This window comes from Pleomorphochaeta naphthae (assembly GCF_055396005.1).
This window is the reverse complement of the sequence record NZ_AP042457.1, coordinates 557,690-574,426: the sequence shown is the minus strand read 5'-3', so window position 1 is coordinate 574,426 and position 16,737 is coordinate 557,690. Positions and strand designations below refer to the sequence as shown.

Sequence of the window (16,737 nt, the reverse complement as noted above, 5' to 3'; positions counted from 1 at the left end):
ATAAAACACTATAATTAATCCTTATCTGGTATATAGGGGTAATTATAATGCGATGTCCTAATTGTTCATGCGACAATGATAGAGTTATAGAATCAAGGTCAAACCAACATGGCACTTCAATTAGAAGAAGAAGAGAATGTTTAAACTGTGGATATAGATTTACTAGTTATGAAAAAATTGAAGAAAAAAGAATAACTGTAATTAAAAAAGATGGTAGGGAAGAAGCTTTTGATATAAATAAAATCAGACGCGGTATAGACAGTTGTACCGATAAGTTAAATATTGATGATGAAGTTATAAAACAACTTCTTGAAAATATTGAATTAAATATTAGAAAAGAAGCAGGCTCTAAGAGACAAATTCACTCTTACCAAATTGGAGAAGAAACTCTTAAACAATTATCTACTATTAACACAGTAGCCTATGTAAGATTTGCCTCAGTTTACAGAGCCTTTGATGATATTAAACAATTCATACAAGAAATTGAAAGATTAAATAAAAAAAGTACATCCTAATTAATCTACATCAAACCATTTAGCAGTTATATTAGATTCTAATCTCTCATTAAGATGTTCAGGGATTAATATTTCATTTGCACAACTTAGGGCAAAATTATCACTCATGCCTGCTATGTAATCAAAAATAAGTCTTTTTGCATTACCTTCTTTTTTAATATACATAGGAAGCATTTCTTTAACGTGATTTGAAAAACCAATAGCTAACATATTCTTTTCAGCTTTATATTTTTCACTATCATCACTATAGTGTGTAAATAAGTCATTCAAATATTGATAAATCAAATTAAGTAAACGACTAAAATACTTTTTATAACCCTCTAAAAGTGGAGATTTATAAATATTTTTATAATTATATGTTTTCATTTCTTTAACAGCATCAAATACTTCTTTACTAAACCTAATTCCATCAATATTACTAGACTCAATTAAATCAGTAACTAAAGTATCGATTATCTCACTATTATTTGACCCTAAGACTCTTTTTGCATTTTTAGGAAGATCATTTTTATCTATTATGTTTAACCGACAAGCATCTTCCCAATCTCTTCCTAAATAAGCAATTGCATCACTAAATCTAACAATTGCACCTTCATAAGTTGTTGGAATTAAATCCTTTTTTACATTTATATTATTAAGATCTTTTATTTCAAAAGTAGGTCTTATACACTCTAAGAATGCTTCACCACAATGGCTAACAATTCCATCTCTAACTGCATAAGTTAAATTCAGCCCTTCGCCCTTGTTAGATAAAAAATCAACTACTCTAAGAGAGTGAATCTCATGTTCAAAATGTTTTATACCCTCCCTCTTCATAATGTCACTTAAGATAGACTCTCCAACATGACCAAAGGGAGTATGACCTAAATCGTGTCCAACTCCAATTGCCCAAGCTAATTCTTGATTTAAATCTAACCCTCTACAAACAGTTGAAGCTATAGAGGCAACATGAAGAACATGCTCTATCCTAGTGCAAATATGATCATTATTAGGGGCAAAAAACACTTGAGTCTTATGCTTTAATCTTCTAAAGGCTGGAGAGTGTATTATAGCTGTCGTATCTCTATAATATGGACCTCTAACATCTACTGATTTTTTTATACGTCTTTTCTTCAATTCACACTCGTTTATTTTAGTGTTTTGGTAATCAACCATTTTTTCAATGTGCATTCACAAGCCCTCCCTTTTATGATATAATAGACTAATTAGGATTTCCAATGAGGAGGTATTTAGTAATGGAATATGTTATCCCCACCCTTACTTTTTTCATTTATTTATTATCACTTTTACTGATAATTAGATTTATATTTACTCCCGAATGGCTCTCTTGGGTTTTCCCATTGGTAATCAATTTAATCTTTGTTATATCACAAGCTTACCAAAGCTTTGCTATAATGAAAAGTAAAACTTTTAATTTGGACCTATTTTCAGAATTTCCACCGTTTATTACTAAAGCAAATAACTCACTAATTGCCCTTATAATTTCGATTTTCTGGCTAATAGCAATTCTCTTGTTCTATAGAGCAATAAAACAAAAAAGAAAACCAAAAGACAAACGTCGAGAAGCAATGAAAAATAATTATTATGGTGCTCAATATACTCAAAAACTTGAAAGCAAGAGACTTGATTACCTTAAAAAGATAAAAGATGAAGAAGAAAAATATGGTTTTATAAAACCTAAAATTAATTCTTATGACAATGAATGGATAGAGCTATTTGACGACGAGGATAAGGATAAGAGATGACGTATTTTTTCTCAGGCATAAAACACAGCGGTAAAAGCACTCATGCAAGACTGTTTGCAGAGTATAAGAATTTACCTTTTTTTGATTTAGATTCACTAATAGTAAAGAAAATTAAATATGATAGTGTTAGGGAATTATATCAAAATGAAGGCAAACAAGCCTTTATGGATTTGGAATATAGCTGTTTAAAAGAATTACTAACAATAAACAAAGCTGATAAAGTTATAGCCCTAGGTGGTGGAATTTGTGACAATAAAGAAGCTTTTGAGTTATGTACCCCTTTAATATATCTAGATTTAGATGAACATGTTTTACTCAATAGAATTAAATATAATGGATTACCTCCTTTTTTAAGAGATCAACCAGCTAAACAATTCTCTATTCTTTATTCGAAAAGAGAAAAAATATATAAAGATAAAGCTGATTTAGTAATAAAATTAAAAGACGAAAGCATTGAATCCGTTTTTGAAATTATAAAAGATTCAATAGAAACTTGGGAGAAATAATGGGTAATAATTCATTTGGTAAACTCTTAACTATTACAACTTTTGGAGAGTCTCATGGTGCAGCAATTGGTGTTACCATAGATGGATTGATTCCAAATTTTCCACTCAATCTAGATCTAATTCAAAAAGAAATGGATAGAAGAAGACCAGGTGGAAACAAATTTGGAACTAAGCGTAATGAAAAAGATAAAATAAAAGTTTTATCAGGTATTTATGAAGGTAAGGTTACAGGCACACCTTTAACTATAATAATTGAAAATACTAATCAAATATCTAAAGATTATGGTGAAATAGCTAAAACGTTTAGACCTTCCCATGCTGATTACACTCTATTTAAAAAATATGGAATTAGAGATCCTAGAGGTGGAGGAAGAGCTAGTGGTAGAGAAACAGCTAGTAGAGTTATTGCAGGTGCTATAGCAAAACAATATTTAGATGTTGATGATATAAAAATTGAAGCAGCTACTGTTCAAATTGGTGATATTAAAATAGACAAGAACTCTCCAACTTATGATTGGGAGTGTAGAAGTACAAATGATTTTTATACTCCAGATTGTGAAACAGCAAAACAAATGGAAAAACTTTTAGATCAGCTTAGAAAAGATGGAGATAGTATTGGTGGCGTTATAGAATGTAGGATAAAAAATCTCCCTGTAGGACTTGGAGAGCCAACATTTAACAAATTCGAAGCAGAACTAGCAAAAGCAATGCTAAGTCTTGGAGCTGTAAGAGGATTTGAAATTGGAATGGGCTTTGATAGTGCAAAATGTAAGGGCTCAGCATTTAATGATCCAATGGATAAGAACGGTTTTATTTCAAATAATAACGGAGGAGTCCTTGGTGGAGTTACAACTCATGAAGATGTAATTTTTAGAGTAGCTTTTAAACCTACCCCTTCTATTTCTATCCCCCAGAAAACAGTTGATATAGAAAATAATGAAAAAACTATTGTAATTAAAGGGCGGCATGATCCATGCATTTGCCCAAGAGCTGTAGTAGTAGTAGAAGCTATGGCTGCCTTAGTAACATTAAACTTTAAAATGGAAAAAGAAAGCAGGAGGCCTTTTTAATTGAAAGATACCCCATTAATAGTACAAAGCGATAGAACATTACTTTTAGATGTACACCATCCTCTTTTTGAAGAGTGTCGTAATGATATTTCAACATTCTGTGACTTAATCAAAAGTCCTGAACATATACACACATATGCATTAACTCCAATATCTCTTTGGAATGCAGCATCATGTGGAATTGATAGCACAACCGTAATTGAAAAGTTGAAGAAATGGTCAAAATTCCCTTTAACACCATCTGTTATTTTTTTCATAGATGATATTTCCTCAAGATTTGGAAAACTTATTCTTTGTGAAGATGACAGAGAGCAAAAAAAGCAAGTTCAAGAAAAACCATCTCAAAGAACAAATGATGAAATAGATAAAGAATTAAATGAATATTTAAAACAAAAAGCAATTAATTCTAAAATTAAAAGAGATTTGTCTAAGAAAAAAAGAGAAGGTGAAAAACTAAGTGAAGAAGAACAAAAATTATTGGATTCACTTATTATTAATACCACTTTAAAAACTGAAGACGATAAAAAAAATAATAAACTCTTAGCTTTTGAAGAAGTTTATTTATTAAAAATCAGTGATTCTCTAATTTTTAGAATTATAGAAAATCATAGAGAATTAAATAGCTACCTATATAAAGTTGGAGATGGAGTTTTCGCACTTAGAAAACTTGATAGAGGCGAAATAAAAGTTAAGCTAATTGAACTTGGTTATCCAGTTGATGATCAAATTCCATTAAAAAAAGGAATACCAATTGATGTAAAACTTAGGACAACTACAAAAAGTGGAAAACCTTTCAAAATCAGAGATTATCAAGAAACTGCTGCAAAAACTCTTGTTGGGACAACTGAAGAGGGATCATCAGGCTATGGAACAATCGTCCTTCCTTGTGGATCTGGAAAAACTATCATTGGTATCGATATATTATCTAAATTAGCTACTAGAACATTGATTATTACAACTAATGTAGCTTCAGTTCACCAATGGGTTCATGAACTTCTAGACAAAACTACATTAACTAGTGACGATATTGGTGAGTATACAGGTGAAAATAAAAGCGCAAAAAAAGTTACTGTATGTACTTATCAAGTATTAACTTGGAGACCAGATAAAGTTGGTCCTTTCCCACACTTTGAACTATTGACCAAAGGAGAATGGGGTTTGATAATTTATGATGAAGTTCATATGTTACCAGCACCAGTATTTAAAGTTACAGCGGAATTACAAAGTCTTCACAGAGTTGGACTAACTGCAACTTTAGTTAGAGAGGACAACAAAGAGGACCAAGTATTTTCACTTGTAGGACCCAAAAGATATGATGTACCTTGGAGTGAACTAGAACAAAGAGGATATATAGCTGAAGCTTTTTGCTACGAGATTAGGATACCTCTTCCACTTGATTTGGAGGTTCCCTACGCCTTAGCAAAACCAAGAGAACAATTTAAAATTGCAAGTGAAAATCCTCGAAAACTTGAAATAGTCCATACGCTATTGAAAAAACACGAAGGAGAATTTATTTTAATAATAGGACAATATCTCTCACAATTAAAAATTGTAGCTAAAGAACTAAACACTCCAATAATTACTGGAGCTACCTCAAATAAGAAAAGAGATGAATTATATGCTAAGTTTAGAAAAGGGGATTTAAAAGTATTAGTTGTATCTAAGGTTGCTAATTTTGCAATAGATTTACCTGATGCTTCGGTTGCAATACAACTTTCAGGAACTTTCGGCTCTAGAGCTGAAGAGGCTCAAAGACTTGGTAGAATTTTAAGACCTAAAAAAATTAGTAGTCATTTCTATTCATTAGTGACTCAAAATTCTAGTGAAGAAGAATTTGCACTAAATAGACAAAAATTTTTAGCAGAACAAGGATACAAATATTCAATTGAGATATATGACAAAGATTAATAAGAATAAAAATAAGGTAAGGTTATAGTCAAATATTATGCAAGAACGTCCAGATTTCTTTAAAAAATGGTTAATCGGATTAGATAATGAAAAATTTTATTATGTGGCAAGAAATTTTTTGCCACAAACAACTACTCCATTTAACCAAGAAAATGTTAGTGAAGAATTAATAAGCTTTTTCCTCAATGAGGATAAAGCTAATGCTTTACTATCCACAATAGATAGTATTGATAGCCTTTTATTAGGAATTTTTCAAATTACAGAAGGAGCTTCAACAAATCAAGTGCTTCAGCTAATTAAACCTTTTGAGAAAAGTATAGCTAGTGAAAACAATGAATTTGTATATTATTCATATTTTGATAATAATATGAATATCGAAGAATTTAGTTATGTATCTTTAATTGAGCACATTTCAAATCTAGCAAAAAGGTTAATTATTTTATCTGTAAATGATAAATTTATTCTAAACCCAATTTTTGAAGATAAACTAATTAACAAAGCTTCTCTTCTTCCAATTTTTTCAAGTCACGATAGTTATAACGAAGAAATTACAACTAATGTAATAAATTCTGAATTTCTAAGAGGCTATCTTAGTATTGTAAAATTAAATTCTAAATTAACAGACTATCAAAAAAGAAATATGGTCGCTCCCCTCTTTCCTTCTTATAAAACTGAAGAGCTTGTAAAAGCAACTCAACAAATTGACAACCTTTTAGATGAATTAGAAATATTTAAACCTTTTGATACAATTGAATATGAGATACTTCAGAGATTAATAGATTTAACTTCTTTTGATTTAGCAGTTCTCTTTTTTTCACAATCATTAACTTCACTATTCGACAATTATCAAAAAATCTTTATTTTTGCAAAAAGTACATTAAATTTCCTAAACGAAGTAAAAACCTTTGACGAAAAAGCATTAACATTTTTATTACAAACTCAAGCTATAAGATATGAAATTGAAAACATTGATGGTTTTATTGAGAAATTAATAGAACTAAATATTATAATAAAAACAGAAACAGCATTTCAAATAAATCGTTTTGAAAAAACACATCAAGAACCTCAACCCCTTATTTTTGATACTGACTTAAGTGTTAGATATTTAGGAGAAAGAGGTAAAAATGATATTTTATGGAGATTTGCATCTCTAAACTCATTAGATATTCAAACTTCATATAAATTAACAAAAGAAGATTTTAGAGATGCTCTAGACAGCTCAATGAGTAAAAATGAAATCTATGATTACATCAAACAACATTGTAGCAATATCGAAAATTGTACGGCTTTTAACTACTTAGATTTAATTGAAAGACAATATAGTCAACTAAGCGTATATGATGGAATAGTAATTCAAGCTGATAAAAGAATATCAAGAATAATTGAATTACATCCTGAAATGGGTGAATATATTTTAAAAAAATTGGCTGATGGCGTATATTTAATGTCTAGAGAAAAAGAAGCTCAATGGACAACCATTTTAGAAAAAGCTGGATTAATCATACCAAGAAGAAAAGGTGATTTGATTCAAAGTGAAACATTTTTCACAAACTCCCAATGGAGACTTAGCAACAACTATCATCTAAAAGAAGATCAATTAGCTATTATCAACACTTTAGAGTCGATTCACAAAGACCTTAGTCTAGAGGATAAAACAATATTATTTAATGAAGTAAGTGAGAAAACATTCAATTCTAGAATACTACGTGGAAAAATAGAACTTATGAATCTCAAAAAGAATGAGAAACAAGATTTATTAAATAGATTAAGATGTTCAATGATTGTAGATGAATCACAGCTTGCTCCTTTAATTCTAGATATTGATATAAGTGCAAGTGGTTTTGAATTTAGGCGAAAAGTCAATGTTTGTAAAATGGCAAGCAAAGATGAAAACACAGTTTTAAAAGTTACTTATTCAACACATGAGTTACTACTACTTGTTGAAAAAGTTAAATCTGAGTCAAATAATGAATATTTTGTAATTGCAAAAAAATTACCGACTCTAGAAACTGTAACTTTACCAATTAGCAAAATATTTAATGCCAAAATTATGAATTATGTTATAAATTAACATTCGGAGAAAAGATGAATATTGTTAGATTTAAATTTAAAGATGAAGTTTTATATGGCAACTTTAATGGTGATAAAAACACAATAACAATTTATGAAGGAACACCATTTTCAGGCTTTTTCAAGACTAATGAAAAAGTAAAATTATCAGAGGTTGAGATTCTTACCCCTTGTGATTTTTCAAAAGCAGTTTGCATAGGCTTAAATTATAGAGATCATGCTATAGAATTTGACTTACCTATTCCAAAAAGTCCAATAGTTTTTTTAAAACCGTCAACTAGTGCCTTAGCTCATAAGAAAGTAGTAATAAAACCAGAGATGTGCAACCGCTTAGATTACGAAGCAGAGCTTGCTGTTGTAATCAAGAAAGAAGCAAAAAATGTCAAAAGAGAAGAAGCTTTTGACTATATATTAGGATATACTTGTGCCAATGATATAACAGCTCGAGATTTGCAACCTAAAACAGGACAATGGACTATTGCTAAAAGCTTTGATACCTTCTGCCCTTTTGGTTTTGTAATTAATACAGAATTAGATCCAAGCAATTTAAAAATATCTAGTAAAGTAAATGGGAAAGTTATGCAAGAATCAAATACAAAAAATCTAATATTTGACGTCCCATATCTAGTAAGCTACCTATCTTCTATCATGACCTTATTACCAGGGGACATAATTCTAACAGGAACCCCTGGTGGAATTAGTGGCATGCAAAAGAATGATAAAGTTGAAATTATAATTGAAGGTTTACCCCCATTAGTAAACACAGTAGGATAAAAAAAATGTAGCCAATTGATTTTTCAATTGGCTATTTTTATTAAAGATCAATTTCAACCCAATGAGGGTAATGGTAACCTGTAAAAGATTCAAACTGCAATTTACCTTGCTCTAATAACATTGTTGTTCCATTTATAACTTTACAACCACTAGATTTAGCTCTTTTTAACAGCTTAGTATCTTTAGGTTTATAAACCAAATCATAAACATAACAAGGTTTAACAAATTCAAATCCAGCTAAAATATCTTCATCATCATTTGGACTCATTCCGACAACAGTAGTTTGAACAACCAAATCAGTAGATTCCTCTAATGTCTTTATTTTATCTAATTCTATATAATTACTCATAGTTTCACTTGCCAAAAGTTTTGCTTTTTGCAAAGTCCTATTAGCTATAGTTACCTTTACATGATGATTTCTAAGAGCCCAAGCTACAGCTCTTGCTGCTCCTCCAGCACCAATGATTAAAGCACTTTTTATTTCACCATTGCTAATAGCATTTTCAATAGGAGACAAAAAACCATAATAATCAGTATTTGTGCCTTTCCACATTCCTTGTATTCTAGTTACGGTATTACAAGCTCCAATTTGTTTTACTTCTCTCGTGATTTTTCCTAAATAAGGTAAAACATCTCTTTTATGAGGAACAGTAACAGAAAATCCATGAATTTTAATTAATTCTGCTAATTTAAAGAAAGCTCTAACTTTATCAACCAAGAAAGGAACATATATAGCATTATAATGAATGGCATCAAATCCTGGATTATGAATTTTAGGAGAGGAAGTATGTAAAACAGGATTACCAATAATACCATATACATTAGTTCTATTATTAACTTGATCAGCCCTATAGAGAGTTTTTAAGGTTTTAGCGGACAATTGGCCAGGAGCAATTTCATTTTCACTTGCAAAAGTTAGCATAGATCCAACTTTTTTGTATAAAATTCTAGTGCAAACTCCAAAATCACCCATCCCGATAATAATTTTTTCCTTAATGTCTTTTAATTCTTCATTCATTCTAAATAAAGTTACAACATCTACAATAGTGTTAGGAGTTACAGCAATTTTAGGGATATCCCCTTTTTTAGCCAACTTAGTTGCTAAAGAAAAAATATTATTAGGAACTTTTTCCATATCATGGAAAGATCTAATTATTCTAATTCCTTTTTGTTTAAGTTCATTTTCAAAATCATAACGAGGAGAATCATCATCTCCTTTTATTTTTAAATCAGATTTCTTAACATCTTCTTCAATATCTACATACGAAAAGTCACCTTGTAAAACAATTTGACGCAACTTAGTCATTCTAATTTTATCACTTAGCTCAGATTTACCTCCATCACAAACTCTTCTAAAAGTTGCAATAGTTGGCAAAGCGCACAAACGTGGAAATATTTGAGCACTAGCTAATTCATTTTCCTCTAATAAGTCTAAGCGTAATTCAACCATATCTATATATGCTTTATTTCTCTCAACCTGTTTTAGAGCACTAGTTAATGTTCTTTCTGTTGTTGTAAGGCAAATCAATTGGACCTTCCTCCTGTTGTCATAAAAAACGACTATATGATAAACTCTATAATAACGGTAATAAGATTACTTAGCAACACAAAAACTGGAGAAAAAAATGGGAACGCTTCAAGTTCAAGATATAAATTTGGCATTTTCTGACAGAGATATATTATCAAATGTCGGCTTTAGCTTAAATGAAAAATCAAGATGTGCCTTAACAGGGGGAAATGGAAGTGGTAAATCCACACTGCTAAAGGTCATTAATGGAGACATTCAAGCCGATAGCATGAATATTACTAAAACAAAAGGACTAAGGATTTCATACTTACCACAAAGTGACATTGTTTTTGAAAGAGATACCTTACTTGATGAAGTTGAAAAAAGTTACCATCGTTTTTCTTCAATACTTCAAACAAAAAAACAATTAGAAGACAAATTAGAAAAAAGTAGTGAAAATGAAAATTTAGAACCTTTTCTTATTTCATTACACAAAATTCAAGAACAACTTTTAGAAGGTGGATACTTCGATAGAAAGGTTACAATTGAAAAAATCCTTTTAGGATTAGGTTTTAAACCTAGTGATTTTAACAGAACTTGTGACCAATTTTCTGGTGGTTGGCAGATGAGAATTGCCCTAGCAAAAGTGCTTTTAGAAAGACCTGATATTATGTTGCTTGACGAACCTACAAACTATTTAGACATAGAAGCAAGAATTTGGTTAAAGAATTATTTAAGAGCCTATAAAGGTGGATTAATGCTTGTAAGCCACGATCAGGGATTTCTTGATGAAACTATAAATGAAGTTTATGAATTATTTAATGGTAAACTAACTCATTATAGTGGAAATTATTCATCATATCTTAAACAAAGAGAAATTGAGATAGAACAAAGAGAAAAATTATTAGAAAAACAACTCAGCCAAATTGAAAAAACTGAGCAATTTATAGAAAAGTTTAGATATAAAGCATCTAAAGCTAAACAAGTGCAAAGTCGTATCAAACAAATAGAAAAAATAGATTTAGTCGAGATACCTTCTCATTTAGAAAAATTACATTTTACTTTTCCAAAAGCCCCTCACAGTGGTAAGGAAGTTCTTAAAGTTCAAAACTTAACTAAAACATATGATGGTAAAAAACTGATTTTTAATAATTTAAGCTTTTTAGTTTCTAAAAACGATAGAATAGCTGTTACCGGAAGAAACGGAGAGGGAAAAAGTACACTTCTAAGAATGCTTTGTCAAAGAGATAAAGACTATTCAGGAGAAATTATTGAAGGTTCTAATGTTAAAATTGGTTATTTTGCTCAAGATACAGAAAAAACATTAAACCCTAAGAACTCAGTTATTGAAGAATTAGAAAGCATTTCTAATACAGATCAAATACCATTACTTAGAAGTTACCTTGGTGCTTTTTTGTTTAAAGGCGATGATGTATTTAAAAGTGTTAGCGTATTAAGTGGAGGAGAGAGAAGTCGTTTAGCTCTATTAAAGATTTTAATGCATCCTGTAAACTTATTAATCTTAGACGAACCTACTAACCATTTAGACATTAATGCTAAAGAGATGTTAATTGAAGCCTTAAAGCATTATGATGGAACTATGGTTTTTGTAAGCCATGACACATACTTCATTGAGCATTTAGCTACAAGAATATTATATCTAAGTGAAGATGAGCCAACCTTTTTCGAAGGGGATTATAATTATTTTAAATTAAAACTTGAAGAAAAAGAAAAATATCAAGATGAAAATAGTGAAATTATCGAAACAAAAACAGAATCAAAGGGAGCTCTTGATTATAAAGCTCAAAGAGAAAAAAACAATAAAATAAATAAACTTAAGCGAAAAAGTGAAAGTTTACTTGCAAAAGGCGAACAACTAAATATAAAAATTAAAGAACTAGAAAATGAAATGGGTAAAATTGAAGTATATTCTAACGCTGAGAAAATAAATAAGGTTATTGAAGAAAAAAATCAACTATCTAACCAGGTAGAAGAAATTGAAGAAACTTGGCTTTTAATAGAAGAAGAACTTCAAGAATTATTATCGTAATCTAAGGAGAAATATGAAAAAAATTATCTTAGCTTCTAACTCAAAAGCTAGATTAGAATTACTAGAAAAAAACGGATACAAAGTTACAGTAAGAGCTACAAATATTGTTGAGGAATCATCAAAAACAGAACCTAATGAAAAAGTTATTGATTTAGCATCAAAAAAATTAGACTCATACTTAGATAAATTTGGCCTCCCTTCATCAGAAGTTGTATTAGCCGCTGATACTATGATTTATTTTCAAAACGAACTAATAGGAAAAGCAAAAGATGCAAATCAAGCTTATAACATGTTAAAAAGTTTTAGCGGTAAAACACATCAAATATATTCAGGCTTTGCTCTTTATATTCCTAACGTTGGAATAAAAAGTGGTTTTGATAAAGTAACAGTTAAATTTAAGCTATTATCTGATTTAATTATAATGGATTATATAACTACAGAAGAGTGGAAAGGTGCTGCTGGAGCTTATAGAATCCAAGGAATAGGACATGACCTAGTTGAACAAATAAAAGGAGATTTTAGTGTTGCTGTGGGGTTGCCACTGATGACAATTTCTGATTTAATAAGGTTATCTTAATCATTCCACGATTAAGAAATTTCCGCCCCTTGAGGGTGAGATATATACGAAGGGTGACGGCCTTGTTTAGCAAAGAGCGTTTAAGCATGTTTTGTCGTCAGATATAGGAGAGGATAATATGTCCGTAGTAACAATGAAAAGCCTGTTAGAATCAGGTGTACACTTTGGTCACCAAACCAAAAGATGGAATCCTAAAATGTCTCGTTACATTTTTTCACAAAGAAATGGGATTCATATTATTGACTTACAAAAGACTTCAACTTGCATTGTTGAAGCATATGAAGCTGCTCGTTCTGTAGTTAAAGAAGGAAAGTCAATCCTTTTTGTCGGAACAAAAAAGCAAGCTCAATTAGTTATCGAAACCGAAGCAAAACGTTGTGGCATGCCATATGTAAACAATCGTTGGCTAGGTGGTATGTTAACAAACTTCTCAACCATTAAAAAATCAATTGCAACTCTAAAAAGAATTGAGAAAATGGAAAATGATGGTACATTCGAATCAATGACCAAAAAAGAAGTTTCTCTATTAACAAAGCAAAAAAGCAAATTAGAAAAGAACCTAGGTGGTATTAAAGATATGAAAGACCTACCTGGCGCACTTTTCGTTATTGACACAAAGAAAGAAGCTATTGCTGTAACAGAAGCTAAAAAATTAGGTATTCCTGTAATTGCTGTTGTTGACACAAACTGTGACCCAACAGATATTACCTATCCAATTCCTGGTAATGATGATGCTATCCGTGCTATTTCCTTATTCGTAGAAATTATTGCAAGAGCAGTAATCGATGCTGATAATGAAGCTGGCAATCTACAAATTGTTGAAACTTTAGCTGATGAAGAAGAAACAGAAGAAGTAGTAGAAGAAACAGAAAGCGTCGTATTCTCAAGTGATGAAGAAAATGATCTTTCAAAATTCGAAGAAAAGAATAAAGATGACGTTAAAGACGAAGATGAGGGCGCAACTGTAATCGCCGGCATTGAAGTAGACGATAAAACCCTTTATCAAGATTAAGGAGATAATTATGGAAATTAAAGCTGCTACAGTTAAAAAATTACGTGATACAACAGGTGCAGGCATGATGGATTGTAAAAAAGCTTTAGTTAAAGCTGAAGGCGATTTTGATGCTGCAACTAAAATCTTACAAGAAATGGGTCTAGCTGCTGTTGCTAAAAGAGCTGACCGTGCTACAGAAAATGGTCGTATTTTTACTAAAATTACACCTAATAAAGCAGTTCTTGTAGAAATTTCTTGTGAAACAGACTTCGTTGCTAAAAACGAAGATTTCAAAAAACTTGGCGAAGAAATGTGTGATGTAATTGTTGAAAAAGGCTACACTGAAATTAATGATGAATTAAATTCAATGGTAACAGCTCTTATTGCAACAATTAAAGAAAACATGGCTCTAAAACATGTTTTAGTATTTGATCTAGGCGAAACAGAATATGCAACAACTTATATCCACGGTGCTGGAGAAAAGGGTGTTCTTGTAGAATTTAAGGCTGATAGTGCAGCTGCTTTCGAAAATGAAGGTGTTAAAGAATTCTGTCAAGATTGTGCATTACATGTAGCAGCTTACACACCTTCTTACCTAAAAGAAGATGATATAAATGCTGAACAAATTAAAGAATTAGAAGAAATCTTTACTAAGCAAGCCTTAGGCATGGGTAAACCTGAAAAAATCATTCCAAACATTGTAAAAGGTATGTTAGCAAAACACTTTAAAGAAATTTGTTTCTTAGACCAAGCTTTTATTAAAGATGACAAGCTATCAGTATCTAAAAAGATGCAAGAAGTTGCTAAAGCAGCAGGTTGTAAATTAGAAATCACTGGTTTCCAAATGTACTCAACAGGCGCTTAATAAGCAAATTTATAAAATGCTCACTAGTTTAACTAGTGAGCTTATTCATATTTGGAGGAATGAAATGGATACAGTATTAAAGTCATTAGAAAGTAAGATGAAAAAATCTATTCAGGCTCTTGAAACTGAATATCAAACTCTCAGAACAGGTAGAGCTAATGCTGCTTTATTTAACAATATTCAAGTCGAATATTATGGAGCTCAAACTCCCCTATCTCAAGTAGGTTCAATCTCTGTACCAGAAGCAAGAATGGTTGTAATCCAACCTTGGGATAAAACAGTTCTTCCTGCAATTGAAAAGGCTATTTTAAAAAGTGAATTAGGTTTGACTCCTAGTAATGATGGCAAATTAATTAGAATTAGCTTTCCAGCATTAACAGCAGACAGACGAAAAGAGCTTGCAAAAAATGCAAAACAAACTGCAGAAAAATTCAAAGTTGGTTTAAGAAATTTACGCCGCGAAGCTATCGATGAATTAAAAGCAATGGAAAAAGAAAGCTTAATAAGTGAAGATGATTTAAAACTTGGCGAAACAAAAGTTCAAAAAATTACTGACACCTATGTTGCTAAAATTAACGAAGTAGCTGCCGCTAAAGAAAAAGAAATCATGGAGATATAATGAGCACTAAGAAATTAACTCACTTAGCTATTATTATGGATGGAAATGGCAGATGGGCCAAGGCAAAAAATCTTCCGCGAACAGCTGGACATTTAGCTGGTTTAAAAGCTTTGAAAAAAATTGTCATAGCTAGCAAAAAAAGTGAAGTTAAATTTTTATCATTATATGCTTTCTCTACTGAAAACTGGAGGCGCCCTGATTCAGAAGTAAAATATCTTATGAATCTAATTGCCTCCAAGTTACCAGGTGAATTAAAATTTTATGAAAAAGAACATATACGTATTTTAATTCGTGGTAATAAATCAAAATTACCACAATCTACTATTCAAGCAATAAATAAAGTTGAAGAGGCAACTAAAGACTTTTCAGATCTCACAGTTATACTATGTATAAATTATGGTGGTCATGATGAAATAGTTAGAAGTGTTAATTCCATAATTAAAGAAAATCCTAATTCTGAGGTTACTGAAGACTTAATCAAAGCCCACATGCAATACAACGCTATAGTGCCAACTGTAGATATGATTGTTAGAAGTGCAGGCGAAAAACGACTAAGCAATTTTTTATTATGGGAAAGTGCTTACGCAGAACTAGGTTTTTATGATAAACTTTTCCCAGATTGGGATGAATCTATGATTAAATTAATTATAGAGGATTATAAATCTAGAACAAGAAAATTTGGAGGGATTGTTTAGTGTCTTCATTAAAACAACGTTTAATTACAACTCTTGTTGGAGTACCTGCATTATTAATAGTAATTTTTCTTTTGCCTCAATATGGTCATTTAGGATTTGCTTTAGTAGCTGTTGGTTTTTCCTTGCTAGGTAGTAGAGAAATTTACAAGATTATAAAAACAAAATTTCAAATTACACCAAATCTTCCTTACGTTGTCGGTGGAATAATCCCTTTAGCCGCTTGGATTAGTTCAATTACTAACTTTTCTAACTTAGCTGATTTAACTCTTATATTCTTACTAATTCTATCTTTTGCTCTAGAAATCTTTGCAGGAGCAAAGAGTGAAAATCCTTTTGATGATTCAATTAAAAGAATATGTGTTGATACCTTTTCATTAATATATCCAAGTTATCTATTATCATTCATTATTAAAGTTAATACTTTTGAGCAAGTTTCTGGTTTTTATGCTCTATTTTTACTCTGTGTATTTTCTAATGATATTTTCGCATATATTTTTGGAATGCTTTTAGGAAAAAACAATAGAGGGTTTATAAAAGCTAGTCCTAATAAAAGTATCAGTGGATTTGTTGGTGGGTTACTAAGTTGTATTACAATTAGCATAGTTACTACATTAATTATAAAATTACCACTTGAAATTTATCAATCTATTATAATTGGTATAGCATTATCATTGTCTGCTAATGTTGGTGATCTAATTGAATCAGTTATGAAACGTAGTGCTCAAGTTAAAGACAGTGGAACATTAACACCAGGACGTGGTGGTGCTCTAGATAATATAGATTCTCTTGTAGCTAGCGCTCCCCTATTTTATTTGTTAATAGAACTATTTATTTGATAAAAA

At 30.7% G+C, this 16,737-nt stretch carries 16 protein-coding genes; 14 read left to right on the top strand and 2 right to left on the bottom strand.

Annotated elements, in window-relative coordinates; genetic code table 11:
• Window positions 1–47: 47 nt before the first annotated feature.
• Window positions 48–515, top strand: coding sequence for a transcriptional regulator NrdR (nrdR, locus tag ACZ5SO_RS02665; protein ID WP_464626614.1), 468 nt, complete (start codon window positions 48–50; stop codon window positions 513–515).
• Here the strand turns inward: nrdR and ACZ5SO_RS02660 are convergent, their stop codons facing one another.
• Window positions 516–1,685: a deoxyguanosinetriphosphate triphosphohydrolase family protein gene (locus ACZ5SO_RS02660; RefSeq protein ID WP_464626613.1), complete on the bottom strand. Its 1,170-nt coding sequence runs from the start codon at window positions 1,683–1,685 to the stop codon at window positions 516–518. It lies immediately after the preceding gene.
• A gap of 65 nt (window positions 1,686–1,750) precedes the next feature.
• Between ACZ5SO_RS02660 and ACZ5SO_RS02655 the strand changes: the two genes are divergently transcribed.
• Genes ACZ5SO_RS02655 through ACZ5SO_RS02630 form a run of 6 tightly spaced genes read left to right on the top strand, consistent with a single transcriptional unit; the run spans window position 1,751 to window position 8,588 of the window.
• A complete protein-coding gene (locus ACZ5SO_RS02655; RefSeq protein ID WP_464626612.1) occupies window positions 1,751–2,260 on the top strand; it encodes a hypothetical protein in 510 nt (169 codons plus the stop codon).
• On the top strand, window positions 2,257–2,766 hold the full coding sequence (locus ACZ5SO_RS02650) for a shikimate kinase (RefSeq protein ID WP_464626611.1): 510 nt from the start codon (window positions 2,257–2,259) through the stop codon (window positions 2,764–2,766). The genes ACZ5SO_RS02655 and ACZ5SO_RS02650 overlap by 4 nt, the downstream gene beginning before the upstream one ends.
• Window positions 2,766–3,836: a chorismate synthase gene (aroC, locus tag ACZ5SO_RS02645; RefSeq protein WP_464626609.1), complete on the top strand. Its 1,071-nt coding sequence runs from the start codon at window positions 2,766–2,768 to the stop codon at window positions 3,834–3,836. The genes ACZ5SO_RS02650 and aroC overlap by 1 nt, the downstream gene beginning before the upstream one ends.
• Window positions 3,837–5,744 carry a DNA repair helicase XPB gene (locus tag ACZ5SO_RS02640; RefSeq protein ID WP_464626607.1) on the top strand — a complete coding sequence of 636 codons (1,908 nt, stop codon included), beginning with the start codon at window positions 3,837–3,839 and terminating at the stop codon, window positions 5,742–5,744. It begins immediately after the preceding gene.
• A gap of 37 nt (window positions 5,745–5,781) precedes the next feature.
• Window positions 5,782–7,815 (top strand): hypothetical protein, encoded by a 2,034-nt coding sequence (locus ACZ5SO_RS02635; RefSeq protein ID WP_464626606.1) that lies wholly within the window; start codon window positions 5,782–5,784, stop codon window positions 7,813–7,815.
• A gap of 14 nt (window positions 7,816–7,829) precedes the next feature.
• Window positions 7,830–8,588: a fumarylacetoacetate hydrolase family protein gene (locus ACZ5SO_RS02630; protein WP_464626605.1), complete on the top strand. Its 759-nt coding sequence runs from the start codon at window positions 7,830–7,832 to the stop codon at window positions 8,586–8,588.
• A gap of 40 nt (window positions 8,589–8,628) precedes the next feature.
• Here ACZ5SO_RS02630 and aroE read toward each other — a convergent pair whose 3' ends face one another.
• The gene (aroE, locus tag ACZ5SO_RS02625) at window positions 8,629–10,116 is read right to left on the bottom strand and encodes a shikimate dehydrogenase (protein WP_464626604.1); all 1,488 of its coding nucleotides are present in this window, start codon (window positions 10,114–10,116) and stop codon (window positions 8,629–8,631) included.
• 97 nt (window positions 10,117–10,213) lie between these two features.
• On the opposite strand from aroE, the gene ACZ5SO_RS02620 reads away from it, so the two are divergent.
• The 7 genes from ACZ5SO_RS02620 (at window position 10,214) to ACZ5SO_RS02590 (ending at window position 16,731) form a co-directional block, all read left to right on the top strand.
• Complete coding sequence (locus ACZ5SO_RS02620) at window positions 10,214–12,145, top strand: ABC-F family ATP-binding cassette domain-containing protein (protein WP_464626602.1); 1,932 nt, start codon at window positions 10,214–10,216, stop codon at window positions 12,143–12,145.
• A gap of 13 nt (window positions 12,146–12,158) precedes the next feature.
• Window positions 12,159–12,722: a nucleoside triphosphate pyrophosphatase gene (locus tag ACZ5SO_RS02615; protein WP_464626601.1), complete on the top strand. Its 564-nt coding sequence runs from the start codon at window positions 12,159–12,161 to the stop codon at window positions 12,720–12,722.
• Between the two features lie 118 nt (window positions 12,723–12,840).
• Window positions 12,841–13,734 (top strand): 30S ribosomal protein S2, encoded by an 894-nt coding sequence (rpsB, locus tag ACZ5SO_RS02610; RefSeq protein ID WP_464626600.1) that lies wholly within the window; start codon window positions 12,841–12,843, stop codon window positions 13,732–13,734.
• A gap of 10 nt (window positions 13,735–13,744) precedes the next feature.
• Entirely contained in the window at window positions 13,745–14,581 is an 837-nt protein-coding gene (gene tsf / locus ACZ5SO_RS02605; protein WP_464626598.1) for a translation elongation factor Ts, read from the top strand.
• 64 nt (window positions 14,582–14,645) lie between these two features.
• On the top strand, window positions 14,646–15,200 hold the full coding sequence (gene frr, locus ACZ5SO_RS02600; RefSeq protein WP_464626597.1) for a ribosome recycling factor: 555 nt from the start codon (window positions 14,646–14,648) through the stop codon (window positions 15,198–15,200).
• Window positions 15,200–15,895, top strand: a complete 696-nt coding sequence (gene uppS / locus ACZ5SO_RS02595) for a polyprenyl diphosphate synthase (RefSeq protein WP_464626596.1) — start codon at window positions 15,200–15,202, stop codon at window positions 15,893–15,895. Before frr ends, uppS begins: the two co-directional genes overlap by 1 nt.
• Entirely contained in the window at window positions 15,895–16,731 is an 837-nt protein-coding gene (locus ACZ5SO_RS02590; RefSeq protein ID WP_464626595.1) for a phosphatidate cytidylyltransferase, read from the top strand. The genes uppS and ACZ5SO_RS02590 overlap by 1 nt, the downstream gene beginning before the upstream one ends.
• Window positions 16,732–16,737 lie beyond the last annotated feature (6 nt).